General features: G+C 52.8%; 27 protein-coding genes. 1 reads left to right on the top strand and 26 read right to left on the bottom strand.

The window, feature by feature from the left end; translation table 11 throughout:
* Window positions 1–158: 158 nt before the first annotated feature.
* The 6 genes from FHS19_RS11370 to mtrB form a co-directional block, all read right to left on the bottom strand.
* A complete protein-coding gene (locus FHS19_RS11370; RefSeq protein WP_183582910.1) occupies window positions 159–809 on the bottom strand; it encodes a UbiX family flavin prenyltransferase in 651 nt (216 codons plus the stop codon).
* Window positions 809–1,681 (bottom strand): UbiA-like polyprenyltransferase, encoded by an 873-nt coding sequence (locus FHS19_RS11365; protein WP_183581947.1) that lies wholly within the window; start codon window positions 1,679–1,681, stop codon window positions 809–811. The genes FHS19_RS11370 and FHS19_RS11365 overlap by 1 nt, the downstream gene beginning before the upstream one ends.
* Complete coding sequence (locus tag FHS19_RS11360; RefSeq protein ID WP_183582909.1) at window positions 1,674–2,408, bottom strand: demethylmenaquinone methyltransferase; 735 nt, start codon at window positions 2,406–2,408, stop codon at window positions 1,674–1,676. Before FHS19_RS11360 ends, FHS19_RS11365 begins: the two co-directional genes overlap by 8 nt.
* A gap of 8 nt (window positions 2,409–2,416) precedes the next feature.
* Window positions 2,417–3,298 carry a heptaprenyl diphosphate synthase component 1 gene (locus FHS19_RS11355; protein ID WP_183581946.1) on the bottom strand — a complete coding sequence of 294 codons (882 nt, stop codon included), beginning with the start codon at window positions 3,296–3,298 and terminating at the stop codon, window positions 2,417–2,419.
* Window positions 3,299–3,422: 124 nt separating this feature from the next.
* Entirely contained in the window at window positions 3,423–3,974 is a 552-nt protein-coding gene (locus tag FHS19_RS11350; RefSeq protein ID WP_183581945.1) for a hypothetical protein, read from the bottom strand.
* 187 nt (window positions 3,975–4,161) lie between these two features.
* Window positions 4,162–4,395, bottom strand: a complete 234-nt coding sequence (gene mtrB / locus FHS19_RS11345; RefSeq protein WP_183581944.1) for a trp RNA-binding attenuation protein MtrB — start codon at window positions 4,393–4,395, stop codon at window positions 4,162–4,164.
* A gap of 102 nt (window positions 4,396–4,497) precedes the next feature.
* Between mtrB and FHS19_RS11340 the strand changes: the two genes are divergently transcribed.
* On the top strand, window positions 4,498–4,677 hold the full coding sequence (locus FHS19_RS11340; protein ID WP_183581943.1) for a hypothetical protein: 180 nt from the start codon (window positions 4,498–4,500) through the stop codon (window positions 4,675–4,677).
* A 45-nt stretch (window positions 4,678–4,722) separates the two neighbouring features.
* On the opposite strand, the gene hbs is transcribed toward FHS19_RS11340, so the two are convergent.
* The 20 genes from hbs to ypeB all read right to left on the bottom strand — a co-directional run bounded on the left by hbs (window position 4,723) and on the right by ypeB (window position 22,582).
* Window positions 4,723–4,995, bottom strand: a complete 273-nt coding sequence (gene hbs / locus FHS19_RS11335) for a non-specific DNA-binding protein Hbs (RefSeq protein WP_076170090.1) — start codon at window positions 4,993–4,995, stop codon at window positions 4,723–4,725.
* A 170-nt stretch (window positions 4,996–5,165) separates the two neighbouring features.
* The gene (locus tag FHS19_RS11330; protein ID WP_183581942.1) at window positions 5,166–6,152 is read right to left on the bottom strand and encodes an ABC transporter permease; all 987 of its coding nucleotides are present in this window, start codon (window positions 6,150–6,152) and stop codon (window positions 5,166–5,168) included.
* Window positions 6,142–7,638: a sugar ABC transporter ATP-binding protein gene (locus tag FHS19_RS11325; protein WP_183582908.1), complete on the bottom strand. Its 1,497-nt coding sequence runs from the start codon at window positions 7,636–7,638 to the stop codon at window positions 6,142–6,144. Before FHS19_RS11325 ends, FHS19_RS11330 begins: the two co-directional genes overlap by 11 nt.
* A 215-nt stretch (window positions 7,639–7,853) precedes the next feature.
* Window positions 7,854–8,930: a sugar ABC transporter substrate-binding protein gene (locus FHS19_RS11320; protein WP_183581941.1), complete on the bottom strand. Its 1,077-nt coding sequence runs from the start codon at window positions 8,928–8,930 to the stop codon at window positions 7,854–7,856.
* A gap of 287 nt (window positions 8,931–9,217) precedes the next feature.
* Complete coding sequence (spoIVA, locus tag FHS19_RS11315; protein WP_183581940.1) at window positions 9,218–10,696, bottom strand: stage IV sporulation protein A; 1,479 nt, start codon at window positions 10,694–10,696, stop codon at window positions 9,218–9,220.
* Between the two features lie 491 nt (window positions 10,697–11,187).
* Entirely contained in the window at window positions 11,188–11,949 is a 762-nt protein-coding gene (locus tag FHS19_RS11310; RefSeq protein ID WP_246426542.1) for a YphF family lipoprotein, read from the bottom strand.
* Between the two features lie 79 nt (window positions 11,950–12,028).
* Complete coding sequence (locus FHS19_RS11305; protein WP_183581939.1) at window positions 12,029–12,388, bottom strand: 2Fe-2S iron-sulfur cluster-binding protein; 360 nt, start codon at window positions 12,386–12,388, stop codon at window positions 12,029–12,031.
* On the bottom strand, window positions 12,385–13,026 hold the full coding sequence (locus FHS19_RS11300; protein WP_183581938.1) for a nucleotidyltransferase family protein: 642 nt from the start codon (window positions 13,024–13,026) through the stop codon (window positions 12,385–12,387). The genes FHS19_RS11305 and FHS19_RS11300 overlap by 4 nt, the downstream gene beginning before the upstream one ends.
* Window positions 13,027–13,053: 27 nt before the next feature.
* The gene (locus FHS19_RS11295) at window positions 13,054–13,356 is read right to left on the bottom strand and encodes a 2Fe-2S iron-sulfur cluster-binding protein (RefSeq protein WP_089548059.1); all 303 of its coding nucleotides are present in this window, start codon (window positions 13,354–13,356) and stop codon (window positions 13,054–13,056) included.
* 23 nt (window positions 13,357–13,379) lie between these two features.
* The gene (locus FHS19_RS11290; protein WP_183581937.1) at window positions 13,380–13,559 is read right to left on the bottom strand and encodes a DUF2768 family protein; all 180 of its coding nucleotides are present in this window, start codon (window positions 13,557–13,559) and stop codon (window positions 13,380–13,382) included.
* A gap of 224 nt (window positions 13,560–13,783) precedes the next feature.
* A complete protein-coding gene (locus FHS19_RS11285) occupies window positions 13,784–14,059 on the bottom strand; it encodes a stage VI sporulation protein F (RefSeq protein WP_183581936.1) in 276 nt (91 codons plus the stop codon).
* 70 nt (window positions 14,060–14,129) lie between these two features.
* The gene (locus FHS19_RS11280) at window positions 14,130–15,170 is read right to left on the bottom strand and encodes an NAD(P)H-dependent glycerol-3-phosphate dehydrogenase (RefSeq protein ID WP_183581935.1); all 1,041 of its coding nucleotides are present in this window, start codon (window positions 15,168–15,170) and stop codon (window positions 14,130–14,132) included.
* A complete protein-coding gene (plsY, locus tag FHS19_RS11275) occupies window positions 15,160–15,783 on the bottom strand; it encodes a glycerol-3-phosphate 1-O-acyltransferase PlsY (protein ID WP_183581934.1) in 624 nt (207 codons plus the stop codon). The genes FHS19_RS11280 and plsY overlap by 11 nt, the downstream gene beginning before the upstream one ends.
* Before the next feature lie 11 nt (window positions 15,784–15,794).
* Complete coding sequence (der, locus tag FHS19_RS11270; RefSeq protein ID WP_183581933.1) at window positions 15,795–17,117, bottom strand: ribosome biogenesis GTPase Der; 1,323 nt, start codon at window positions 17,115–17,117, stop codon at window positions 15,795–15,797.
* A gap of 256 nt (window positions 17,118–17,373) precedes the next feature.
* Window positions 17,374–18,603 (bottom strand): 30S ribosomal protein S1, encoded by a 1,230-nt coding sequence (gene rpsA / locus FHS19_RS11265; RefSeq protein ID WP_183581932.1) that lies wholly within the window; start codon window positions 18,601–18,603, stop codon window positions 17,374–17,376.
* Between the two features lie 123 nt (window positions 18,604–18,726).
* Window positions 18,727–19,323, bottom strand: coding sequence for a lysophospholipid acyltransferase family protein (locus FHS19_RS11260; protein WP_221223903.1), 597 nt, complete (start codon window positions 19,321–19,323; stop codon window positions 18,727–18,729).
* Entirely contained in the window at window positions 19,320–20,024 is a 705-nt protein-coding gene (gene cmk, locus FHS19_RS11255; RefSeq protein WP_183581931.1) for a (d)CMP kinase, read from the bottom strand. The genes FHS19_RS11260 and cmk overlap by 4 nt, the downstream gene beginning before the upstream one ends.
* Window positions 20,025–20,130: 106 nt before the next feature.
* On the bottom strand, window positions 20,131–20,352 hold the full coding sequence (locus FHS19_RS11250; protein WP_183581930.1) for a hypothetical protein: 222 nt from the start codon (window positions 20,350–20,352) through the stop codon (window positions 20,131–20,133).
* 68 nt (window positions 20,353–20,420) lie between these two features.
* Window positions 20,421–21,074 carry a flagellar brake protein gene (locus FHS19_RS11245; RefSeq protein ID WP_183581929.1) on the bottom strand — a complete coding sequence of 218 codons (654 nt, stop codon included), beginning with the start codon at window positions 21,072–21,074 and terminating at the stop codon, window positions 20,421–20,423.
* Window positions 21,075–21,220: 146 nt separating this feature from the next.
* Window positions 21,221–22,582: a germination protein YpeB gene (gene ypeB, locus FHS19_RS11240; protein WP_183581928.1), complete on the bottom strand. Its 1,362-nt coding sequence runs from the start codon at window positions 22,580–22,582 to the stop codon at window positions 21,221–21,223.
* Between the last annotated feature and the right edge of the window lie 73 nt (window positions 22,583–22,655).

The following is a 22,655-nucleotide window of genomic DNA, read 5'->3' as shown; positions in this document are numbered from 1 at the left end:
GTTACTCCGCATTTCCCTGTCCGTTCATGTTCAAATCGTCGTCTTGAGCATGGCCCGCATAGCAGAAACAAAGAGCACTGGCGTTCTTCCATTCATTTTCATCCTACTTGAAATCATAGCATACAATTCGTGCTGCCCGAATGGGTTTGGAGGCCTGTCTATTCTTTGGTACCGGGCTCTGCGGCTTTGGCCTGTCCGGCCAGCCCACCGTCCCAGCGCCTGAACAGCTCATGCTCGATCCGCATCATGTCCAGCACCTTTCCCACCTGAAAGTCGATCAGATCCTCGATCGTCCGGGGATGAAAGTAAAAAGCCGGCATCGCCGGAATCAGTTTCACCCCGAGCCTGGCGAGCTTCAGCATATTTTCCAGATGAATGGCATGGAGCGGCGTTTCGCGCGGCACCAAAATCAGCGGCCTTCCTTCTTTCAGCATGACGTCTGCTGCACGAGTCATCAGATTGTCGGACGATCCGTTAGCTACAGCGGACAGCGTACCCATCGAGCACGGCACAATCACCATGCCTTCCACCTGATAGGAGCCGCTGGCAATCGTTGCTCCGATGTCCGCCACCGGATGGTAAAAGACGCTGCCCGGATAACCGCCGAATTTCTCGTTTAGAATAAGCTCTCTTTGAGCTGTTTTCCAGCCGAGCTCTTCGCCAAGCACCCGCCAGCCGGCATTCGAGACGACGATGTGTACGTCATGGCCCTGCTTCAGCAGAACCTCCGTTAACCGAACCCCATACACCGAACCGCTGGCGCCGGTAATCCCGACGACCCAGCTTCTTCTCTTGTTCTCCGTCTGCATCACAGGTACTGCACCACCAAATCAATCAGGGTGAATACGAAGACGAGAATGCTGAGGACGCTGTTCATCGTAAAGAAGGCGACCTGCAGCTTGCTCATGTCATTCGGGGACAAAATAAAATGCTCATAGAAGAGAATAATATAGGCGATCAGCATACCGGCGAAATACCACCAGCTCAGCTCGGTCGTAAAGAACAGGATGACGAATCCGATCGCGGTAATGAAGTGAAAATACCGTGCGATGAGCAGCGACTTGCGTACGCCGAAGCGCGCGGGAATCGAATACAAGCCTTCCTTCCGGTCAAAGTCGATGTCCTGGATTGCATAGATGATATCAAAGCCGGCGGTCCAGAAAGCGACCGAGATGTACAGCACGATGGACGGCCAGTCGATTTCGTTGGTCACGGCCACCCAGCCGCCGAGCGGAGCCAGCGCGATCGTCAGACCGAGTACGAGATGGCAGAGCCAGGTAAACCGCTTCGTGTAGGAATAAATCACGAGAAGAAACACGGCGATCGGAAGCAGCTTAAGCGCCAGTGGAGACAGCTCATAGGCCGCCCACAGCAGAAGCAGGAAGCAGACAACTGTAAACAGGATCACTTCGGCGCTCTTCAGCAGCCCTGCCGGAATGGCCCGGTTTGCCGTCCGCGGATTTTTTTTGTCGATCACCTGGTCGATCATGCGGTTCAGGCCGAAGGCTGCGCTTCTGGCCCCGAACATAGCTAACAGGACCCAGCCGATCTGGGCCCATGATGGAAGGTGTCCGTTTACGACGACCGATCCGAGGATCGCGCCCATAAACGCAAAGGGTAACGCAAATAATGTGTGTTCAATTTTGATCATTTCTAGAAAGATGCCGATTTTCTTAAACATGCCGATTCTCCTTGATCCCAATATGTAATGCTGCGACGCCGCCAGTCAGGGGATAGGCTTCGACATTCTGAAGACCGATGCTGCGGAATATGCTTGCCAGTTCCTCTCTTCCCGGGAAAAGAGCCAACGATTCCGGCAGCCATTTGTACTGCTCATATCTTTTGGCCAACAACTTTCCGAGTCCAGGCAGTATATACTTGAAATAAGAATAATAAATTCCTTTGAAAGGCTGCCACGTCGGCTTGGACACCTCCAAGCAAACGACCATGCCTCCGGGCTTGACCACCCTCTGCATTTCTTTCAGCACCTGCACCAAGTCAGGCACGTTACGCAGACCAAAACCAATGGTGGCGTAGTCAAAACGGTTATCCTCAAACGGCAAATTCATGGCATCCCCCTGAACCAGCGTAATCTGATCCTCAAGGTGTCTCGCCTTGATTTTGTCCATGCCGACCTTCAGCATGTTCGGGCTGAAATCGAGGCCGACCATGTGCCCCGTGCCGCTGGCTTCCGCCATGCTCAGCGTCCAGTCGCAAGTCCCGCAGCACAGATCAACCGCCGTATCTCCGGGTTTCATCGCCATCTTCTTCATCGTAAACTTACGCCAGGCTTTGTGCCTGCGAAAGCTTATAACGTCATTCATCACATCGTACTTCGGTGCAATGCTTTCAAAAACGGATTGGACATGTGAGTACTTGTCTTCCCTCTTCGTGTCCCGTTCACTCATGCTGGTATTCATCCTCTCGCCAATCCCTCCCCTACAGCGGATCCCGGTGTGTTAAGCTGACGGAGGAACGGGTCAAGCACCTGTCCGATCTCCCGGAACATTCCGTCTCCCTTAACCATTTTCAGGATGGACTGCACGCTGTTCACCGCCTGCTGCAGCTTATCCGCCAGATGTTCTCCGGCCTTGTACTTAAGCAGCATCTTCTTCCAGTCTTTCGGCTCAACCCGGTTTTCCTTCAAGGCCAGCTTGTCTTCATCCGAGGCCACGTCCAGAATGTGCCAGAATGAATAACTGTACAAGAACGGCTCCGAGCCGGAGCTCAGATGCATTTCTCGAACGACCGTTTCGCATTCGCTGAAGCCGCGGAGAAGCGACTTCCACAGTTCCTTTAACGAGTCATCCAGAAACGGGGTAAAAGAAAGAAACAGCTGCATATTCAGCTGTACCCGTTGCCGTAAGTATTCCTCCGCTGACAGGAGAAGGCTTTTCATTTTGCCGTACAGATTCATTTTCAAAATATTCACATCGCAAATAGCCGCGCTCAACGTGGATACGGCCTCGATTTGCCCCTTTTGGGACAGAAGCTGGTAGAACCGGCTGCTGAAATAGTCTCCCGCGAGCACTTTAAGCTGACGGGAACGCATTTCTCCCTCGTTCTGTTTGCCCTGGACGGTGTCGATCGTTTCATGCGTGTCAATACCCATCTGAACGAGCGACGTGACAAGCGCCAGCAGCTCTGTATGCACGGAAGGCTTGCGGCTTCCGTGGTTCAGAAAAATGTATAGAAGATGAACACGGGCATCCGGATAGGGCGGCAGCTCCGTATGGGTTTGGATCATGTCGTAATCGACATATTTCTTTGCTAGTTGGGGTATGCGGTACGGTTTCATCGTCAGCCTCCGAGCCTATAACTTTCTCACTTCTATGTCGTCTGTTGCGAGCAAGAACTTTTGTTCACAATCTTTTTTATTATAGCACAACTTGTCAGACCACGCACAGTATGCTTACTTCTTTTTACCCGTTTTCCTGCGGATCGAACCGGTCTCTCCACAGTTTTGTTTCGGTGAGGTGGAAGCGGGCTTTGATGCCGTCCGCAAGCGGCCCTTCTCCGGCTTCCCCGAGCGCCTGCTTCAGCTCCGGACTCCACTCTGTCCGCCGCACATCGGCAGCCAGCAGCAGATGGCGCGTGCCGAGCCATTTATCTTCCGCGACGAGCCGAAGGAGGATTTGATCGACATTGGAAGTGCCGTCAAAGCTAAATGAGAGGATCTCGGCGATATTCGAATAGATTTCAGACACGGACACCTCCGGTGTAGCCACCTTCAGGTCGACCGTCAGCACGCGGGATTCCCACTCCACCTTGCGGATCGGCAGCGTCAGGGGAAGGCTGTCCAGCGCATCCACGATATTCGCATTGTCCAGCGTCCAGCCCGATTGGGGATGAAACGCGGCCATAGCCCGACTTTCCCGGGGAAATGTATGCTCCGCATAATACAGCGCAGGCAGGATGAGAACCGAGCCCAGCGTAATGGCAAGCACCAGGCCAGGAATGAGAAATCGTTTCAAGTACAGCCCTCCCATCGTCATAGTATCCCTTAGTTTCGTCCGGACTCATGCTGTCCATACTCATTCTACAACGAAAAAAAGCAGGCTATGCCTGCGTTTGTACAGATTGCGCTCAAGGTAAGATACCCTCCCTTTACCGGCAGATATTGTTGACTTCAAGAGAGGTTCTACTTGAGCCCATTCCTGTTTAGCTGCCGCTTTCGAGACTACCGTGTTTCGTCCACACTTCGGCTTTGCCGCGAATTTTAATGGCGGAGGTATGATCCGTAAACTGGGCAATCAACACTTCGCCTTTGTCCAGCTTTTCCGTGTGATGAAAACGGGTATCCTGGCCCCGGGTCAGCCCGATGACCTGCACCCCTTGATCCTTCGCCTTGATTACGATAAAATCGCTGTTCCCTGTATTGCCCTTATTCTCCATAACATCATCCTCCTTTCTTCATCCAGCTTTCGCACAGCGTATTATTATTTTGAAATCCTGTGGCCATACTACCCATGTAATAAAGTCCAAGGAGTTGAGATCATGATCAATTATGAACCGGCGCCCTTACAGGAAGGGCAAATTTCCAAGCTTCGCGAATACGAGCAGCAGCTGAGCCAGCTGACGGGTTCTCCCGTCATCCTGATCGCCTACTCGGAAAAAGACGAGCACGGCAATCCTCTCGAAGGACATGTCGGCTCTACAGAAAAGAAAAGGCCGTGAACGAGCGTCACGGTCCTCTTCTTGCGTATGGAATATGTAGAAATCTTATTTAATTCCGTCTTTGAGCGCTTTACCAGGCTTGAATGCCGGAATTTTGCTCGAAGGGATTTCGATTTCTTCACCGGTTTGCGGGTTGCGGCCTTTACGTGCGGAACGCTCGCGCACTTCAAAGTTACCAAATCCAACGAGTTGGACTTTGTCCCCGTTTTGCAGAGCCTGTGCGATGGATTCGAATACAGCGTCAACCGCTTTCGTCGCATCCTTCTTGGACAGTTCTGTCGTTTCAGCTACTTGGGAAATCAGTTCGGACTTGTTCACTATCATTTCACCTCCCAAAATAATAAATCGATGTTATCAATCTTTCCGTTTTGCCGTAAAATATACGTTCATCTGTGAGATTTACAGATAGAATCGCCATATAGACCGTATTCAGCCGCAGGCGCGGAACAAACTTATAGTAATACAGCAACCGCAGAATTTCAAGAGTTTTACGTTCGCGAGCGGTTCAAAACGTAAAAAGTGACGGCGAGTGCGAGGACAAGAACGATCCCTTTGACGATATCATGTGTAAAATACTGCAAATTCATCATCGTCAGTCCGTTGACCAGCACCCCGATTAGAACCGAACCGATAAACGTGCCGATGACGTTGGGCTTGCCGGCGCCGAAGACCGAAAAACCGACGAACACGGCCGCGACGGATTCCATCAGGAGCGGCGATCCCGCGTCGATTTGACCGGATCCGACCCGGGAGGCGTAAATAATACCGCCGATCGCGGCGAACACGCCGGAAGCGACGTACGCCAGCGTACGCACCCTTTTCACCTTGATCCCGGACAGGCGCGCCGCTTCCTCATTGCCGCCCGTGACGTACATTTGACGGCCGTATTTGGTCCGCGTCAGAAAAATATGCACAAGCGCCACAGCGATGATCAGGAGTACGGCCGAAATCGGAATGCCGAACCATTTGCCCTGTCCTAGCTGCAGGAAGGCGGCGCTCATCTCGCCGGGTGCTTTGGTGCCGTCCGGAAACTCCATATGGTTGTAAATCGTGTAGCCCGCAGCATATGTTTTGTGAATCCCGCCGACGATGTACATCACGGCAAGGGTCGCCAGAAGATCCGGAATCCGCAGCTTGACGATCAGGAACGCGTTGACGAGACCGATGATGGCACCCAGGATGAGCGGCACGACGATGACGACCCACAGTGGCTGCTCATACCATATCATCAATGACGCGGCGCCTACGGTGGTCAGCGACACGGTTGAGCCTACCGACAGGTCAAAGCCGTCCACGACCAGCGACAAGGTCACCCCGATCGCCACAAAGGTCACGATCGTGATCGAGCCCAGAATGTCGGTCAGGTTCCCGTACGTGAAGAAATAAGGAAGTCTGAACGAAAAAAAAGCAATAACCCCGATGATAACGACAACCGCCCCGTACCGGAACGCCAAGTTTAACAGTTTATCCTTCATGCTCTTCCTCCAAGCCTCCGCTCGCATAATATAGGAGCTGGGCTTGCGTCGCTTCGCCCCGAGCAAATACTTTGCTGATGGTTCCGCCGCTCATGACGGCGATCCGGTCGCCGATTCCCAGTCCTTCTGCCAATTCGCAGGTAAAATACAAAATGCCCTTGCCGGCGTCCGCCAAATCTCCGATAATGCGGAATATATCACTTTTCGCGCCGATATCGACCCCTTTGGTCGGTTCGTCAAAAATAAAGACTTCCGCCCCGCTGTCCAGCCATTTGCCGATCGCCAGCTTCTGCTGGTTGCCGCCGCTGAGGAATTTCACCAGCTGGCTGCCGGACGCGGCCTTGATCCCGAGGGCACCGACCATTTTGGCGGATAAAGCCTTCTCCTTCTTCCGCGAGATGAACCCCAGCCTGCTGACTTGGTTCAGCACCGGAATGGACAGGTTCAAATCCACCGATTCATGGATAAAGATCCCCTCTTTCCGGCGCTCCTCCGGGATGGAGACGATTCCCGCTGATACCGCGTCCGCCGGTTGTTTAAGCGACAGCTTCTTCCCCTTCAGATGGATGCTGCCCTCGTCCGGCTGATCCGCCCCGCTCAGGATCCGGGCCAGTTCGGTTTTACCGGCCCCGACAAGGCCGACTACGGCCACAATTTCGCCGCGGCGGACCTCCAGATCCGCTCCCCGCACCTTGTGTCCACGCTTGACGCCTTCGGCCTGGAGGAGCACGTCTCCGATCACGGTATCCTTTTTCGGAAACTCTTCTTCAAACGTTTTGCCGAGCATGTGCCCGATAATGCCTTCCCCGGTGATCTCCTGAGTCCGGCCGGTGTAAACCTTCCTGCCGTCACGCATCACGGTCACCAGATCGCTGTGCTGCAGCACTTCCGGCAGACGGTGCGTAATAAAGATGCACGCCACACCGGCGTCCTTCAGCGAGTGCATCATCCGGAAAAAAGCCTCGCATTCGCTGTCGCTCAGCGGAGCGGTCGGCTCGTCGAATATAATCACTTTGGCGTCCTGGGACAAAATGCGGGCCAGCAGGACGATCTGTTTTTGAGCAAGCGACAGCTCGTACACCTTTTTATGAATGTCTATACTGTCATCCAGCCTGGACAAAATCGCCTTGACCTGCTTGTCCATGGACCGGTAATTGACCCACAGGCTTCCCCGGCTCGACGACAAGGCATCCAGCATGACGTTCTCAGCGACGCTCAGCTGCGGGACGAGGGCCGAATCGACCTCCTGATACACACAGTGAATACCGTGCTGCTTGGCCGCGGCCGGTGAGGTGATGTGCAGCTCCTTGCCGTCTGCCGCAATGCGTCCGCTGTCCGGCTGATAAGCGCCCGATAGAATTTTCATCAACGTGCTCTTCCCGGCGCCGTTGGCACCAAGCAGCGCATGAATCTGGCCGCCGTGAACCGTAAAATCCACCGCATGCAGCGCAGGAACTCCGCCAAATTGTTTGCCGATTCCGCTCATTTCCAGCTGAAATGATGATGTCACACGGCATTCCTCCTTCAAAAAGTAACCCCACAAAGTGAAGTACAGCTTCGGATATTGTTCAAATACTTTGCGGGGAGCCCCGAAATAGTAACCCCACAAAGTGAAGCGCAGCTAAACCCCTATTCCTGAAAAAGGGCAGCGCCTCAGCACCACCCTAAGACTTGCATTTGCCGGTTTGACCGGATCTATCTTTACTTGCTGTACTCGTTCATCCAATCCTGAAGGCCTTGCTTGCTGGCTCCCCAGCCGTCTACGTATTGGGACAGCTCGGTGGTGGAAATTTGCTCTTTCGGAAGCGCATCGCGGGATACATACACCGGATTCAGAACGACCTTGTCCTCGGTTTGATCCCCATGCAGCTTCTGGTAGCCATAGCGGACTTGGATGCGTCCGATATCCTTCGGATCGACAGCCGCGGAAGCGACCCACGGGTTGCTGGGATCCTGAATCATTTGCAGGTCCTCGTCGCTCATATCGATGCCGTACACCTTGATCTCATCACGTCCGGCCTGCTGGATTGCGCGTGCTGCCCCTTTGGCGAACTCGTCCCAGGCAGCCCATACGGCCGAAATCTGTCCCTTCGGATACTGCTTCAGAATCGCTTCCATCTGGGTCTGCGTGTCCAGTGCCGGGTTATTCGCGGTACCGAACGTAGCGATTTCCTTGATATCCGGATTCTCTTTCATAAACTTCGCGTAAGAGATTTGGCGGCGTTCCATCGGTGCGAATCCGGCTACCCATACCTTGACGATGTTGCCCTTGCCGCCGATGTCCTCCTTCATTTGCTGCAGCGTCAGGTCGGCCATTTTCTGGTCGTCCTGAGAGAGCACGGTTGCGCCGGGAACGTTCACGTCAGCGTCGAAGACGACGACGGGGATCTTCTGCTCCACCGCCTTGCGGAGGCCCGGTTCGAGGAGCGAATCGCCGTGATCGGTAAGAATCAAGTCAAAATGCTGCGTGATGGCTGAATCCAGCAGAGACGCCATTTTTGCTTTATCATTGGCGGCAACGAACTTCGTCAGCTTCCCGCCGAACTTCTCCACTTCCTCGGTTACCCCTTGAACGTATTGCTGGGAAAACGTCCCTGTGTTAAACTCCATGATAAGCGCAACCCGTTTGCCTGCCAGAGGCTTGTCCGCGTTAGCACCGGAAGCATTCCCCGAATCCGATGCCGGCGGCGCGTTATGTCCGCAGGCGCTCATCACCATTGACAGCACCAGCAGGACGGATGCCAATACGAAACCTCTTTTTTTACCCCTTGAACGCATTTCTCTCTTCCCCCTTAAAAGCTTCACAATGTTAAAATGTTATACACTAATATAAAGCCTATATCCAAGTATGTAAATAGGTTTTCAAGAGTTTGTATAAATACTTTCTTTTTTTCATAAAAAACCTGTTCAACCTATGCCTTTACCGCTCCCTTAGCAACCATATGCTTATTTTTATGTATAATTCAGGAATCTTTATCAGCAGGTACCGCTTTTCGCATTCAAGCACAAAAAACCGCAAGCAAGCGGACGCCTGCCTACGGTTTTAGCTTAACTCTATTTGTGCGTTACAAAATAATCGCGATCAATCCGCCCGAGCCTTCATTGATGATTCGTCCAAGCGTCTCCTGCAGCTTATATCTCGCATTATCCGGCATCATGGCGATCTTGCCTTGGATGCCTTCCCGTACGATGGAGTGCAGCGATCTGCCGAAAATGTCTGAATCCCAAATCTTGATCGGGTCGTTTTCGAAGTCCTGAATGAGATAGCGCACAAGCTCCTCGGACTGCTTCTCCGTACCGATAATCGGCGAGAACTCCGATTCCACATCGACGCGGATCATATGGATCGATGGTGCTGTCGCCTTCAAGCGAACCCCGAAACGGGATCCTTGGCGAATCAGTTCCGGCTCATCAAGGGACATTTCAGCCAGCGACGGGGCGGCGATGCCGTAACCGGTCGTCTTGACCATCTCGAGCGCCTCGGCGAACCGGTCGTATTCGCGCTTGGCATGTGAGAATTCCTGCATCAGCTGCAGCAGATGGTCTTTACCGCGGATTTCCACGCCGACCACTTCCATCAGGATTTGATCGTACAGTTCATCCGGAGCGAACAGGTCGATCTCAGCTACCCCTTGGCCCATATTCATGCCGCTGAGCGCCGCGCGGTTGATGAAGTCGTAGTCCATGAACTGGGAGACCACCCGGTCCACGTCACGCAAACGGCGGATATCCTTGACTGTATCGCGTACGGAATTTTCATAGTTGCTGCGCAGCCAATGCTTCTCGTTCAGCACCATAACCCAGCTTGGCAGGTTGACGTTGACTTCGTGCACCGGGAATTCGTAGAGCACTTCGCGCAGGACGCCGGTTACGTCATCCTCCGTCATCGTCGCCGCACTAAGCGCCATGACCGGAATGTCGTATTTCTCGGCGAGCTCATTGCGCAGCTGCAGCGTTTCTTCGCTCCGCGGCTTTGTGGAGTTGATGACCAGCACAAACGGCTTGCCGACTTCCTTCAGCTCAGCGACGACGCGTTCTTCGGCTTCCACATAGGAATGGCGCGGAATTTCGGCAATCGTGCCGTCCGTGGTCACCACGACGCCCAGCGTGGAATGCTCCTGAATCACTTTTCGCGTCCCGATCTCCGCCGCCTCTTGGAACGGGATCGGCTCCTCGAACCATGGCGTCGATATCATGCGCGGACCGTTCTCATCCTCGTAGCCTTTGGCGCCTTCTACCGCGTAGCCTACGCAGTCTACGAGGCGGACGTTCACTTCCAGACCTTCGGTGACCTTCAGCTGCACCGCATTGTTCGGCACAAACTTCGGCTCGGTGGTCATAATCGTTTTCCCGGCAGCGCTCTGCGGGAGCTCATCGACCGCTCTGGCGCGGTCTGCTTCACTCGCAATGTTCGGCAGTACGATTGTTTCCATAAACCGTTTAATAAATGTTGACTTTCCTGTGCGGACGGCGCCGACGACACCCAGGTAAATGTCCCCGCCAGTTCGTTCGGCAATGTCTTTAAAAATGTCCACTTTTTCCAAAAGAGATCCCCTCCTCATTTACTCCGAAGGAAAAATGCTTTAAGAGCATCCGCTTCGTGTTCCATCTGGAGCCTCGAGCCATTGCAACGGATTTGAGCCTTACAATGTCGTCAGTAGTCCGCCGCCGGTAGTCAGGTAGGATGGGAAACGGCAAAGCGGCGTTACTCCGTAGGCATTTGGACTAGTATCATAGTATGTACCTATCAAAAGCATTATGACGGGTATTCGGAATAAAATTCATATAATCCCTGCGTCATTCGCATGCCCCTCGTCATCCCTCTCAGATATATGCCGGGGCAAGAATAAATATGTATATGAAGCATGCAGCAGAAAATAACTACATCTGCGGGCCGCTTATCCGCTTGTTGATGCTGATTTGCTAGCGGAAGTCCCGAAAAAGATAGCTCCTTCAATAAAGAGATCGCTCCAGGCATAAAAAAAGGACCTGCTGTTTCCAGCAGGCCTTTCTCTTCCCATCTGTACGCGCAGCTTCACGCCCCCGTCTCCGACTTGGCGACCGGCGTATCACCCGACCACTCGTATGGCAGAGACTTCACCGGTACATAATCGGAAGACTTGATGAGATAATCTCGCAAATCTTCATCTTTGGAAGGCTTCACGCCTTCCTTGTCAATTAGCTGCATAATATCAAATGCATAATCCGCGTAAACCACGCCCTGGGCGTCCATGATAAAACTCATGTCCTGACCCGAATATACGCTCTTCAGCTCGATATTTTTAGTGCCGGCCAAATCCGGGTCAACGGCATGGAACCCGGGATAAATTTCTTCACCGGCCGGCAGCTGCCTGTCATGCTTGGACTTATACAAATCGACAGCCCGCTGCACGTCGTTTACTTTTTGCACTGTGACGAGATCCATGACCTTAACGGTTGGATCGGTCTCTTCGTTCTGCACCAGGAAGTATGCGCTTCCGCCTTTCTCAAAGGCGGTCGTCGGAATATCGTCCAAATAGCCCCGCTTCTGGAGCTGATCCAGGTCGATACGGAACTTCTCAAAGCGCGGCGTCGTCTCATCCGCATTGATGATCGGCAGGATACCCTGATCTTTTTGAAAATCGTCCATCGCGGACTGGATGCGCTTTACGCTTTCCCTGTAGGATACCCTCGTCTCACCGCTCTTCTGATCCGGATACATGCATGCTGTGGCGGTCATGATCAACAGCAGAACCATGACAGCCGCCGCCCCCTTCCGGGCCCCCTTCATCATTTTGTTGGTCAAAGTCGGTGTCATCAACAAATATCACCCTTTGCATATAGTAAAGCCGATTGATACATCAAGCAGCTTATAACGTAGTTGTCCTGCCCGCCGTCTACCACAGGTCGTCCTCCCGGTCGCGCTTCCTTGCTGCTTCCAGCTGCTTGCGGACCGCCGCCTTCAGTTTGTCTTCCGGGACCGTCACCGTTACCGCTCCGCGCACTCTGGCTTGACAGGACAGCCTTGTACCGCCGCGGACCAGGGAGCCGAGCTTGCGCTTCTCCGCCTCGGCGGGAGGGCTCAGCTTCGCGGCGCTGGTGCCGTCAACCTGTACTTTGCACATCAAACAGCCCATTTTGCCCCCGCATCGCGTGGGTATGTATACACCAGCTTCCCTTGCCGCATGGAGCAACGATATGCCTTCGCGGACGAGAACGCTTTTGCCTGACGGCTGGAACGTAACTTTATGGTTCATTGGCGTTCCCGCCCGGCACTGCCTGAATCCCGCCCGTTTACCGCAAATCGTGCTAACGATTCGGCATGGAGCAGTTGGGAAATGATCCGTACGTGCTCTGATTGGAACGCGTTATCCATGAGCAGACCCTCCAGAAGCGGTAAATGCGCCTGCACATCTGCCCGCATGGCGGCAGCAATCGCTGTATACCGGTCCTCCCGGTTCCGCAGCACATTAAACAGCAGCTCATGGCTGAGCGGCATCAATGGAATCCGTTGTGAGTTAATTTTCGCATGGACGCCAGCAGGGGCCAGCCTACGGTTGATTTCAACCTTATAATGCGAACCCTCCGCCTGAACTTCGAACCCCCCCACCAGTTCCAGGGTGTACCGGCTCATTTTATAATGGCTTAACACGGATCGGTATTGATCCGTAACGCTCAGGACCGGCTCATCCACCGCCCGCCCTGCGAGGGCATGATGAAGCTCCGATACGGAAGCCGAATCGGCGTAGATGTCGATATCACGTGGCGGTTTATCCAAATGCACGTCCTGCAGCAGAAGCCCGCAGCTTCCGCCAATTAACCAGCAGGATGAGGTTTGCGACAGCGCTTGAGAGGCGTCCTGCAGGGCTTGCTGTAATTCCTCTGGGATCTGCACGGCACACACTCCAATCTTCCGGTCCATTTAAAAATACGTTTTGTTTCTGGCTACGATTTTTCCCGCCGTCTTGACCACGGCTTGGCACCCCAAACGATAGCCCTCGTCAAACTCTTCCGGGTCGAGGCGAAGATGTTCCGCTTTCGTCGGTTCCTCCAGGTGCTCGGCCCCCTCTGAAATCAGACAGCGGCAGCGGGCACAGGTTCCGCGGGTGCAGAGGTGCTGCCAGTCCACTTTGTTGTCCTTCGCATGCTGAAGGATGCTTTTGCCCGGTTCAGGCACAACCGTTTTCTCGATAGTTCTTCCAATTAGCTGTAATGCTGCTTCCATGTTCGTTATCCACCGTTCCTTTGCTACATTAGTGCTGCCATCCCGCCCAAAAATCCGACCACCATAATGACAAATGCGACCAAAGAGAGGGCTCCTCGAACAACACCCTTTGTTTTGGTTCGGGCGAAGGTAATGAGAAAGACGGATAGCCCCATAATCAAGATGGCGATCAGGGATACCCACATTTTAGTCATTGGATCCATACGCTAAAACTCTCCAATCTGTTGCATCATTAACCGTATTATAACACGAAACTTGTCCAATTTCGCAAAATGTGCCCACAAAGTAAGGCCCGAACTGCCGCTCCCGCGACACCTCCCTGCTTGAGGGATGGCATGGACGATTTGACATATTCAAAAAAGAGCGAAAAGCCCCGCAGCCTCCGGCTCCAAAGACTTCATGCTCTTTTTTCGTCTGACTTATATGATTATTTCTTCATCATCATTTTCATCAACGCTTCCATGTTTTCAGGATTCATCCCGCTTTTCTTCACGGCGCTGATGATATCCTTGATGGTGTCTTCGCTGACGGGAACGTTGGCCATCGCGGATACTTGTTTAATCAGCTGACGGAGCTGGGCCTCGTTTTGCATGGTCGACGGCTTAACCGTGCTGGCCAGTTTTTTGACGGCACTTTCAGAGATGTTTTTGCCCGTTTTCTTATTGATCGCCTTCAGCGCATCCTTAGAAATGTTTTTGCTCAAAGTCTTCTCCCCTCCTCCGGCATTCCTCAACCCTAATATATGAGGAAGTGCGGAAAAAGGTGAATAAGCATTAACGGTGCCACTGCTCCCACGTTTCCAGCTTCATCGTCTCCATTTCGGTCTTCGGGTCCCGGCCCATGAGCGCCTCGACGGCGATGCGCGGATTCCGGTTCAAAAACAATACATGGTACAGCTGATCAGCTATCGGCATCTGTACACCGTATTTTTTCGAGATGTCATGCGCGGCCTGGGTCGTCCGGACACCTTCCACGACCATGCCCATCGAATCCAGCACCTCATCGAGGTTTTTGCCTTGACCGAGCATGGAGCCTGCCCGCCAGTTTCGGCTGTGCCTGCTCGTTGCCGTGGCCACCAAGTCCCCGACGCCCGCGAGGCCGGAGAATGTGAGCGGGTTCGCTCCCATTTCCACGCCGATCCGGGTGATTTCAGCCAAACCGCGCGTCAGCAGCGCCGCTTTCGCGTTGTCTCCGAAGCCAAGCCCATCCGACATGCCGGCGCCGAGGGCAATGATGTTCTTCAGCGCTCCCGCGAGCTCAACCCCGACCATATCCCGGTTGGTATACACGCGGAAGTCGGAATTCATAAACAAATCCTGCGCGGCGACCGCTTTGCTCTCGGTCAGCGATGCGACCACAACGGTGGTCGGGCACCGTTTGACGACTTCCTCCGCGTGGCTTGGACCGGACATGACAACGACTCTTCCTTCGTCGCAGCCCAGCTCTTCCGCGATGACCGTAGACATCCGCTTCATCGTTTCGGTCTCAAAACCCTTCGTCGCATGGATCACGAGCATATCCTTCTGCCAATAAGCGCTCAGGTCCCGCGCCACCTGCCGCATCGCTTTGGACGGGGCTACGATCACTACGGCCTTCGCCCCCGACACCGCTTCCCCCATGTCGCTTGTCGCTTTCAAATGGGCCGGCAGCTGAGCGTCCGGCAGATAGCGGTTATTGGTATGCTGCTCATTGATTTCCTTGACCTGCTCCGGATTTCGGCTCCACAGCATGACCTCCGGATGGTTCGCGGCCAGCACGCTGGCCAAAGCCGTTCCCCAGCTACCCGCGACCAATACAGCCACTTTATTTGACAATCCCTTTACCCCCTTTGGGCCCTCCGGATCCGATTTTGTTTTCCCGGCCCTGAAGAATTTTCACAATATTGCTCCGATGTCTCCAGAAGGCAAATATACAAATAACGAGACTGGTCCAAAAAATCGGCCAGGCATAACCCAAAATGAGCAAAAATACCGGTGTAAGCGCGACAAATACCAGCGAGCCCAGCGACACGTACCGTGTAATCACGATCAGCAGAATCGCGATAATGCCGGCATACAGTGCTGGCAGAAAGCTCAGTGTCGCCATGACGCCAATGGTCGTCGCGATGCCTTTGCCCCCGCGAAAGTGAAAATATACCGGCCAGTTATGCCCGACGATCGCACCGATTCCGCATAATGCGGGAACCCAGGCTTCGCCTCCGCCCATCCACACGCCGATCCAGACCGCCGCGATGCCTTTGAGGACATCCAGCGCCAGGACCAGAATCGCCGGTCCCTTCCCGAGGATGCGCAGCGTATTTGTCGCTCCCGCGTTACCGCTGCCATGCTGACGGATGTCAATCCCTTTCAGCAGCTTGGCAAGGACGACGCTGAAGCTGATGGAGCCGAGCAAGTAACTCAGTATAATGGCGATGATCTGTAGAACCAAGCTATTCTCCCCTAACCTTCATCCGATTTGCGCCGTGTAAAGATGCGTATAGGCGTTCCTTCAAAATCAAAAGCAGACCGGATCTTGTTCTCCAAATAACGTTCGTAAGAGAAATGCATCAGTTCCGGATCATTCGCGAATATGACCATGGTCGGCGGCTTGACGGCAACCTGCGTCACATAGTTGATGCGGAGACGGCGCCCTTTGTCCGTCGGAGGCGGATTGATCGCCACCGCATCGGATACAACGTCATTCAGCAGATGCGTCTGCACCCGCAGCGAATGCTGCTCGGCTACGTGCTGTACGACCGGCAGAAGCTTGTGCAGTCGCTGCTTCGTTTTCGCGGACAGGAACAGAACCGGAGCATAGGTCATAAATAGGAAGTGATCACGGATCTTCTTCTCGAATTGGTGCATCGTCTTGTCATCCTTCTCAACGGCATCCCATTTATTGACCACAAAAAGAGAAGCTTTGCCGGCTTCGTAAGCGTAACCAGCAATATGCTTATCCTGATCGATAATCCCTTCTTCGCCGTTAATGACGACAAGCACCACATCCGCCCGTTCGATGGCGCGCATCGCCCGCATAACGCTGTACTTCTCGGTCGTTTCGTATACTTTTCCGCGTTTGCGCATACCGGCGGTATCAATCAGCACGTAACGCTGCCCGTCCCGCTCGAACGGAGTATCAATGGCATCCCGGGTCGTTCCCGCGATATCGCTGACAATGACGCGTTCTTCTCCGAGGATCGCATTCACGAGCGACGATTTGCCGACATTCGGCCGTCCGATCAAGGCAACACGAATCACATCCTCATCGTACTCATCATCCGTTAGGTCTGGCAAAATATCTACAATAGCGTCCAGAAGATCGCCGATCCCGGTTCCATGACTGCCGGAAATGGCGATCGGGTCCCCGAAACCGAGGCTGTAAAACTCATAAATGTCGTCATTGCGCTGCAGATTGTCCACTTTGTTCACAGCCAGCACGATCGGTTTCCCGGAACGGAAAAGCATCTGGGCTACTTCTTCGTCAGATTGGGTTACGCCACTTTTGGCATCGCACATAAAGACGATCACATCGGCTTCTTCAATGGCAAGCTCAGCCTGCATCCGGATCGACTTCAGAATCTCATCGTCACCGTCAATTTCAATTCCTCCCGTGTCAATGACACTGAAAGGTTTGCCGTTCCATTCGGAAACGCTATAAATCCGGTCACGCGTCACTCCCGGCTTATCTTCTACAATTGCCAGCCTGTCCCCGACCAAACGGTTGAAAATGGTGGATTTCCCCACATTAGGCCTGCCCACGATTGCCACTACGGGTCTTGCCATAGTCACTCCTCCTGTCAATTCTTACGATAATCATCATAGCAAAAAACGATTCTTTTGGCTAACCTTTCATAGGAATAGCCGAATGTTAATTGTATTTTTCCAAAGCATGCAAAGAACCATGCATGGCAGCCTCCTTGGCTTTTCGACATCGAACTCGTCGAACCGGATACCCCCAACCCAGCACGCCTCGGCTAATCTAAAAAAAAATCGGTAAACCCGTATAAGGGTTCACCGATTTCAATTTTGGAGGCCCAAATCATTTAAATTTGCTGAGTTTGTCTCCAAAACGTTCACCGAGTGTAATGCTGAGGCCTTGGTTGCTGAGCGATACGTTCGGGTTGTCTTTCAGGTCATCCTTGTGCGCATTGCTCTTCGGCGCTCTTTCCGGTCTTGGAGCTGCCGCAGGAGCTTCCTCGGTTTCCTTGATGCTCAGGCTTACGCGCTTTTCAGCCGTGTTGATGTCCAAGATTTTAACTTGCACTTCTTGGCCTTCCTTGAGCACTTCATGCGGTGTGCCGATGTGCTTATGGGAAATTTGCGAAATATGAACAAGTCCTTCGACGCCTGGCGCCAGCTCAACGAAAGCACCGAAAGTGACAAGACGTTTCACTTCGCCTGTTACTACATCGCCGGTATGGAACTTATCAGCTGCGGATTCCCAAGGCCCCGGCTGGGCAGCCTTGATGCTCAGGCTGATTTTGCCTTTTTCCGGATCGACTTTGAGCACTTTTACCTTCACTTGGTCACCTTCGGACACAACATCGGAAGGTTTGTCGACATGATGCCAAGCCATTTCGGACACGTGAACCAGTCCGTCAACGCCGCCCACGTCAACAAAGGCGCCGAATTGAGTCAGACGCTGCACCGTGCCTTCGATTTCTTGTCCTTCTTGGAGTTCACCCATCACTTTTTGCTTGTTGGCTTCGAACTCTTCTTCGAGAACGTCTTTTTGCGAAAGGATCACTTTGTTGTTCTCCCGGTCAAGCTCTTTTACCTTCACGCGCAGCGTGCGGCCTTTATAGTCGCTGAAGTCTTCAACGAAATGGCGCTCTACCATCGATGCCGGGATAAATCCGCGTGCGCCCACGTCTGCGACGAGACCGCCTTTTACCACGTCAGCTACAGTAACTTCGAATGCGTCCTGAGCTTCGAAATGCTTCTCGAGCTCATCCCAAGCATTCTCGCTGTCGATCGCGCGTTTGGAAAGAACGAGTCTTTCCTTCTCGTCGTCGATGCTGACAACCTTGCATTCCACTTCCTGACCAACCTGCACCGCTTCAGATGCGTTGTCAAGGTGTACGGAAGACAGTTCGCGGACCGGAATGACGCCGTCATATTTATATCCAATGCTTACATAAGCCTGGTTGTCCTCCAGTTTGACGATCGTGCCTTTCACGGTGTCCCCTTTTTTCAAGGATACGAATTGATCCAATTCCTCTTGGTTTACCGCTTCTGTAGTTTCTTGATTTTTCGTTTCTTCCGACATGTCAATACCCTCCTCAATTCAAAAAAACCCATTTATTCAAACCTGCTGACGCAGAGTTCAAAACATCATAAAGCAGTACGAATCATATGTTTCCAATAAGTGCTTGTGTTCATGCACGCCCGGCTAATTCCCCGAAGGTCTACCGGTCCTCTCCATTTCATGGATCCGTTCCATGATGCGTTCTGTAACCAGCTCGAGCGGATCGCCATCCACCTCGCCGCTTTTCAGGTCATCCAGAGCGATAGGTTGTCCATACACGATTTTCATTTTTTTGAAAATCTTGTAGTCGCCGATAATCGCGGCCGGCACAACGGCGGCATTGCCGCGAAGCGCAAACATGGCGGCCCCTTTCTTGGCGGCGCCAGTATCGGAGAAACGTGTGCCTACCGGAAAGATGCCCATGATTTCACCGCCGCGCAAAATGGAGATGGAGGTCTTGAAGGATTCCTTGCTGACTCCCCCCCGTTTGACGGGAAACGCTCCGAACTGGGTGATCAGCCATCCCAGCACAGGAACCTTGAACAATTCTTCCTTGGCCATGAACTTGACCTGCCGCTTCACCTTGATCCCGACGGAAATCGGATCGAGCAGACTTTTGTGATTGGAGCAGAGCAGCACCCCGCCTTCTTTGGGGATATTCTCCGTGCCGACCGCTTCAAAGCGGAACAGCAGGGTGAATATTGCCCTAAGGATATCCCGGCAAAAAACGTAAATCTTCAATTCTTCTCCCCACCCCTGTACGTTTTGCAGTAATCAACGATGGTGTCGACAACCTGAGGTATGTCCATATGCGTCGTATCCAGGACAATCGCGTCATCGGCACAGCGAAGCGGCGAAATTTCGCGCTCTGCGTCCAGACGGTCACGTCTTTCGATATCCCTCTCAAGCTGTTCAAGTGTCAATCCTTCCGCATCGTTCATTTCCTTGTACCGGCGGAGAGCACGCTCTTTGACGCTTGCCGTCATGAAAATCTTCACTTCGGCATCGGGAAGCACGGTCGTTCCGATATCTCGTCCATCCATCACAATGCCTTTGTGCAGAGCCATCTGCTGCTGCAGCGCAACGAGGTGGCGTCTTACTCCTTCAATTTGCGAGTATTGGGATACCATCCCGTTCACCTGCAAAGAACGGATGTAAGGGGTCACATCTTCGCCGTTGACCAGAACTTTCTGCCCGTCTTCCCCGGGTATTAATTCAATCACCATCTTTTGGGTGAGTTGAAGCACTTTTTCAGGAAATTCCGGTCCGATTCCTTGCTCCATCATAAACCACGTTACGGCCCGATACATGGCTCCGGTGTCCACGTATATGTACGAGAGGGCTCTCGCCACCAGGCGGGCAATCGTGCTTTTGCCGGCCCCGGCAGGTCCATCGATCGCAATGTTGATTCTCAAGTTATCCTCTGTCCCCTGCCTAACCAAAGGGGCATTCCTCCTCAAACATAAGCCTCAAGAAAAAAGCAGGCATTGCCTGCGTCGAGAAAATTATACCACACAACCCATTCCGATGCAAAAACGTCCATCCATTTTACTCTTTCCAATCCTTTACATCCCGCTCTTTGACAGGGATGCCGTCAAGCTTGTACACCGGAGACAAGTATGGTCTGACCGGCTTGATGTAAAGCGCCCCCTGCATGAGGATCAGCATTACGACAAGCACTATCAAAGCACGTTTTACCCATTTGGACAAAAGGTCAAAGACATCCCCGAACAGCCGGAGATACTGGCGAACCCGATCTTGTTCATCCATCAGATACACTCCCTGAATTTTCCTATTAGTGTATCCTTGGCGGAACAAAATATTCCCCTCCCCATTCGTCAGCGGTTCCGGAAATCAAACTGGCGCTCGAAGCAGTACCGGATCAGCTTTTGCCGCTCCATATCCGTTATCTCTTCAAACTTCAGCATCACGATTCTCCGGCCGTTGTCAAGCTGCTGGATCCGGACGACACTGCCTTTAAACGGAACATGCTCCAGGTTTCCGTTCTTGTACGGTACGACCACCCAGCAGGACAGCGTATCCCCTTCACGGATTACCTTGTCGGCGTCGTTATAGAATGAAATGCCGCCTCCGCCGACATCTTCTGTACGTGTGACGAAGCGGATATTGTGTTCGGTCTGGACCGCCACCTCCAATCCGGCATTGACGCGTAAAAAGCTTCGGCGCTGGACTTTGCCGATCGACTCGGGCTCGGGCCTTCGGATCCGCACCATGCGGACGACATCTTCCTTGAAACCGAGTACGTAAGTATTGAAAAAATTTTTAACGCCGCCGTCGGTCAAAAAATATACCGATAGCTCGTCACCCATGTGCAGCCGCTTTAACTGCCCGGTCTTTTCCTGAATGGGCACCTCCATCAGAATGGAGTCATCCTCAACATCCGTGATGCGGGACTTATACTCCATCCCCGCCTCTTTCTGGTCTCCGGAATCCACGGAAATAAATAGTTGATCGCTGATTTTAGGAAACAACAAATTCACCGCCAGCCTGTAAAATAACATTCTATCCTGATTATACCATGTCTTTGTTCATAGGTAAGCAGTGTTTTTGCGCAAAAAAAAGCCCCTCGGCTGATCCGAGAGGCTTTGCTTATGACTTGATTCTTGCAACTTTTTACCTATTTCACCGCTTTTTTATTCGAATCCTTGAGCTCCTCAACGACCCTTTCAGAGCCGTCATTAGCATCCATGTAGATCCGATATCTGGAGCCGTTAATGTTTCCTCCGAATTCGTAGCAGAGAGCTTCCTGGCCCGAATCGTCCTTGATCAGCGCCAGCCGGTTGTAGTTTTCCTTAAACTCGGGATGCAGCTTCTTCCGCGCCTGGCTCAAGGTCAGCTTCGGCTTTGGAATTTTACGCGGCTGGGATTGCTCGTAAACGAGATCGCTGGCCTGGAACCCGGTTACCTCGCCGTTATCAAGCCCGACCCGAACCGTCATTTTTTCCGGGTACACCAGTACGCCGTCCTGCTTGCGCACATATGTGAAGTTGCCCATATTATCATACTGGTCTGCGGTAACGGCCGTCATATCCTTATAGCCTTTACTTTGCAGAAACTGATCGGCCTTCTTGCGGGCTTCTTCCATTGTAACCGCCTTCGGCCCGACTTCCCGGTTATCGGAAAAGGAGATCAAATGGCCGCCTTGACGGGTGTAGTTCAGCGATATGGGAGCCGGCCGGTTGTTAGAGCTGACGGTGGCGGTGTAGGACCCCCATTCGGTTCCTTTACCGTTTTCGGTTACTTGAACGTTGGACTGGCCTCCACCCGCATTTGCAAACTCGGCTGCTTTCCGCTTAATATCCTCGGGAGATACCGGCTGTGCCGACAGCTTTTTCACCGACCGCTTGTCATAGATGCTGGATACCGACGGACCCCAGTTCAATTCCGGGTACTCGCCGACCCTTTTGTCTACTGTTTTGAAGCCGTCGATAATGGTGTTGTCCAGCTTCTTGTCTTCCGTGGCCATCGCGCTTTCCACGTCCATCCAGCGCAACCGGTTGCTGATTACCTTGGACTGCACGTCCTGGAGATCCTTGGTGATTTGCCCGGAGTTGGCGTAGAGCGCCTTCAAGTTTTTGATTTCCTCGTTTGACAGCGGCTCTTTCTCCAAATTACGCATGGAGGTCTGGTAGGAAAACTTCGATATTTTGGACAGGAACTCTTCGGTTTTGTTAAACGGCAGCATGGTAAGCGGCAGCTGGTTGATTTCGTTCTGCGCTTCGCTCGTCAGCCGCCATACGTTGACCAGCCCTTTCCGGTGCATCGCATTGGAAGCCGAGCTTACGGCCAGCGTATTGCCAAGCTCGCTGTGTAGGCGGTCCATATGATAGGACAGGTCATGAAAAGCCCGCTGATACTGGTTTTCCGCCTTGATCAGCACGGCGTTCTTCTCCTGGTTCTCCTGGTATCCCCACACAAACGCTCCGATCATAAACAGGGTGACTATGGGAAATAAAACAGCGCTTAATCGCTTGTACATGTGAAGTCTCCTTTCATCAACTTAAAGCTGGTGTTAGTTTGACTAGAAGAAAGGAGTCTTATGCATCGTTTCC

Source organism: Paenibacillus rhizosphaerae (genome assembly GCF_014192015.1).
GTDB lineage: Bacteria > Bacillota > Bacilli > Paenibacillales > Paenibacillaceae > Paenibacillus_AQ > Paenibacillus_AQ rhizosphaerae.
Note: the sequence above shows the minus strand (reverse complement) of the source record. Positions and strands in the feature narration are given on the sequence as shown.

Bases quoted from the DNA above. Each gene is read 5' to 3' on its own strand.
- FHS19_RS11370 (WP_183582910.1), bottom strand. From the start codon at position 809: ATGCAGACGGAGAACAAGAGAAGAAGCTGGGTCGTCGGGATTACCGGC.
- FHS19_RS11365 (WP_183581947.1), bottom strand. From the start codon at position 1,681: ATGTTTAAGAAAATCGGCATCTTTCTAGAAATGATCAAAATTGAACAC.
- FHS19_RS11360 (WP_183582909.1), bottom strand. From the start codon at position 2,408: ATGAGTGAACGGGACACGAAGAGGGAAGACAAGTACTCACATGTCCAA.
- FHS19_RS11355 (WP_183581946.1), bottom strand. From the start codon at position 3,298: ATGAAACCGTACCGCATACCCCAACTAGCAAAGAAATATGTCGATTAC.
- mtrB (WP_183581944.1), bottom strand. From the start codon at position 4,395: ATGGAGAATAAGGGCAATACAGGGAACAGCGATTTTATCGTAATCAAG.
- FHS19_RS11340 (WP_183581943.1), top strand. From the start codon at position 4,498: ATGATCAATTATGAACCGGCGCCCTTACAGGAAGGGCAAATTTCCAAG.
- FHS19_RS11330 (WP_183581942.1), bottom strand. From the start codon at position 6,152: ATGAAGGATAAACTGTTAAACTTGGCGTTCCGGTACGGGGCGGTTGTC.
- FHS19_RS11325 (WP_183582908.1), bottom strand. From the start codon at position 7,638: ATGAGCGGAATCGGCAAACAATTTGGCGGAGTTCCTGCGCTGCATGCG.
- FHS19_RS11320 (WP_183581941.1), bottom strand. From the start codon at position 8,930: ATGCGTTCAAGGGGTAAAAAAAGAGGTTTCGTATTGGCATCCGTCCTG.
- FHS19_RS11310 (WP_246426542.1), bottom strand. From the start codon at position 11,949: ATGACACCGACTTTGACCAACAAAATGATGAAGGGGGCCCGGAAGGGG.
- FHS19_RS11305 (WP_183581939.1), bottom strand. From the start codon at position 12,388: ATGAACCATAAAGTTACGTTCCAGCCGTCAGGCAAAAGCGTTCTCGTC.
- FHS19_RS11295 (WP_089548059.1), bottom strand. From the start codon at position 13,356: ATGGAAGCAGCATTACAGCTAATTGGAAGAACTATCGAGAAAACGGTT.
- FHS19_RS11290 (WP_183581937.1), bottom strand. From the start codon at position 13,559: ATGGATCCAATGACTAAAATGTGGGTATCCCTGATCGCCATCTTGATT.
- der (WP_183581933.1), bottom strand. From the start codon at position 17,117: ATGGCAAGACCCGTAGTGGCAATCGTGGGCAGGCCTAATGTGGGGAAA.
- rpsA (WP_183581932.1), bottom strand. From the start codon at position 18,603: ATGTCGGAAGAAACGAAAAATCAAGAAACTACAGAAGCGGTAAACCAA.
- FHS19_RS11250 (WP_183581930.1), bottom strand. From the start codon at position 20,352: ATGGATGAACAAGATCGGGTTCGCCAGTATCTCCGGCTGTTCGGGGAT.
- ypeB (WP_183581928.1), bottom strand. From the start codon at position 22,582: ATGTACAAGCGATTAAGCGCTGTTTTATTTCCCATAGTCACCCTGTTT.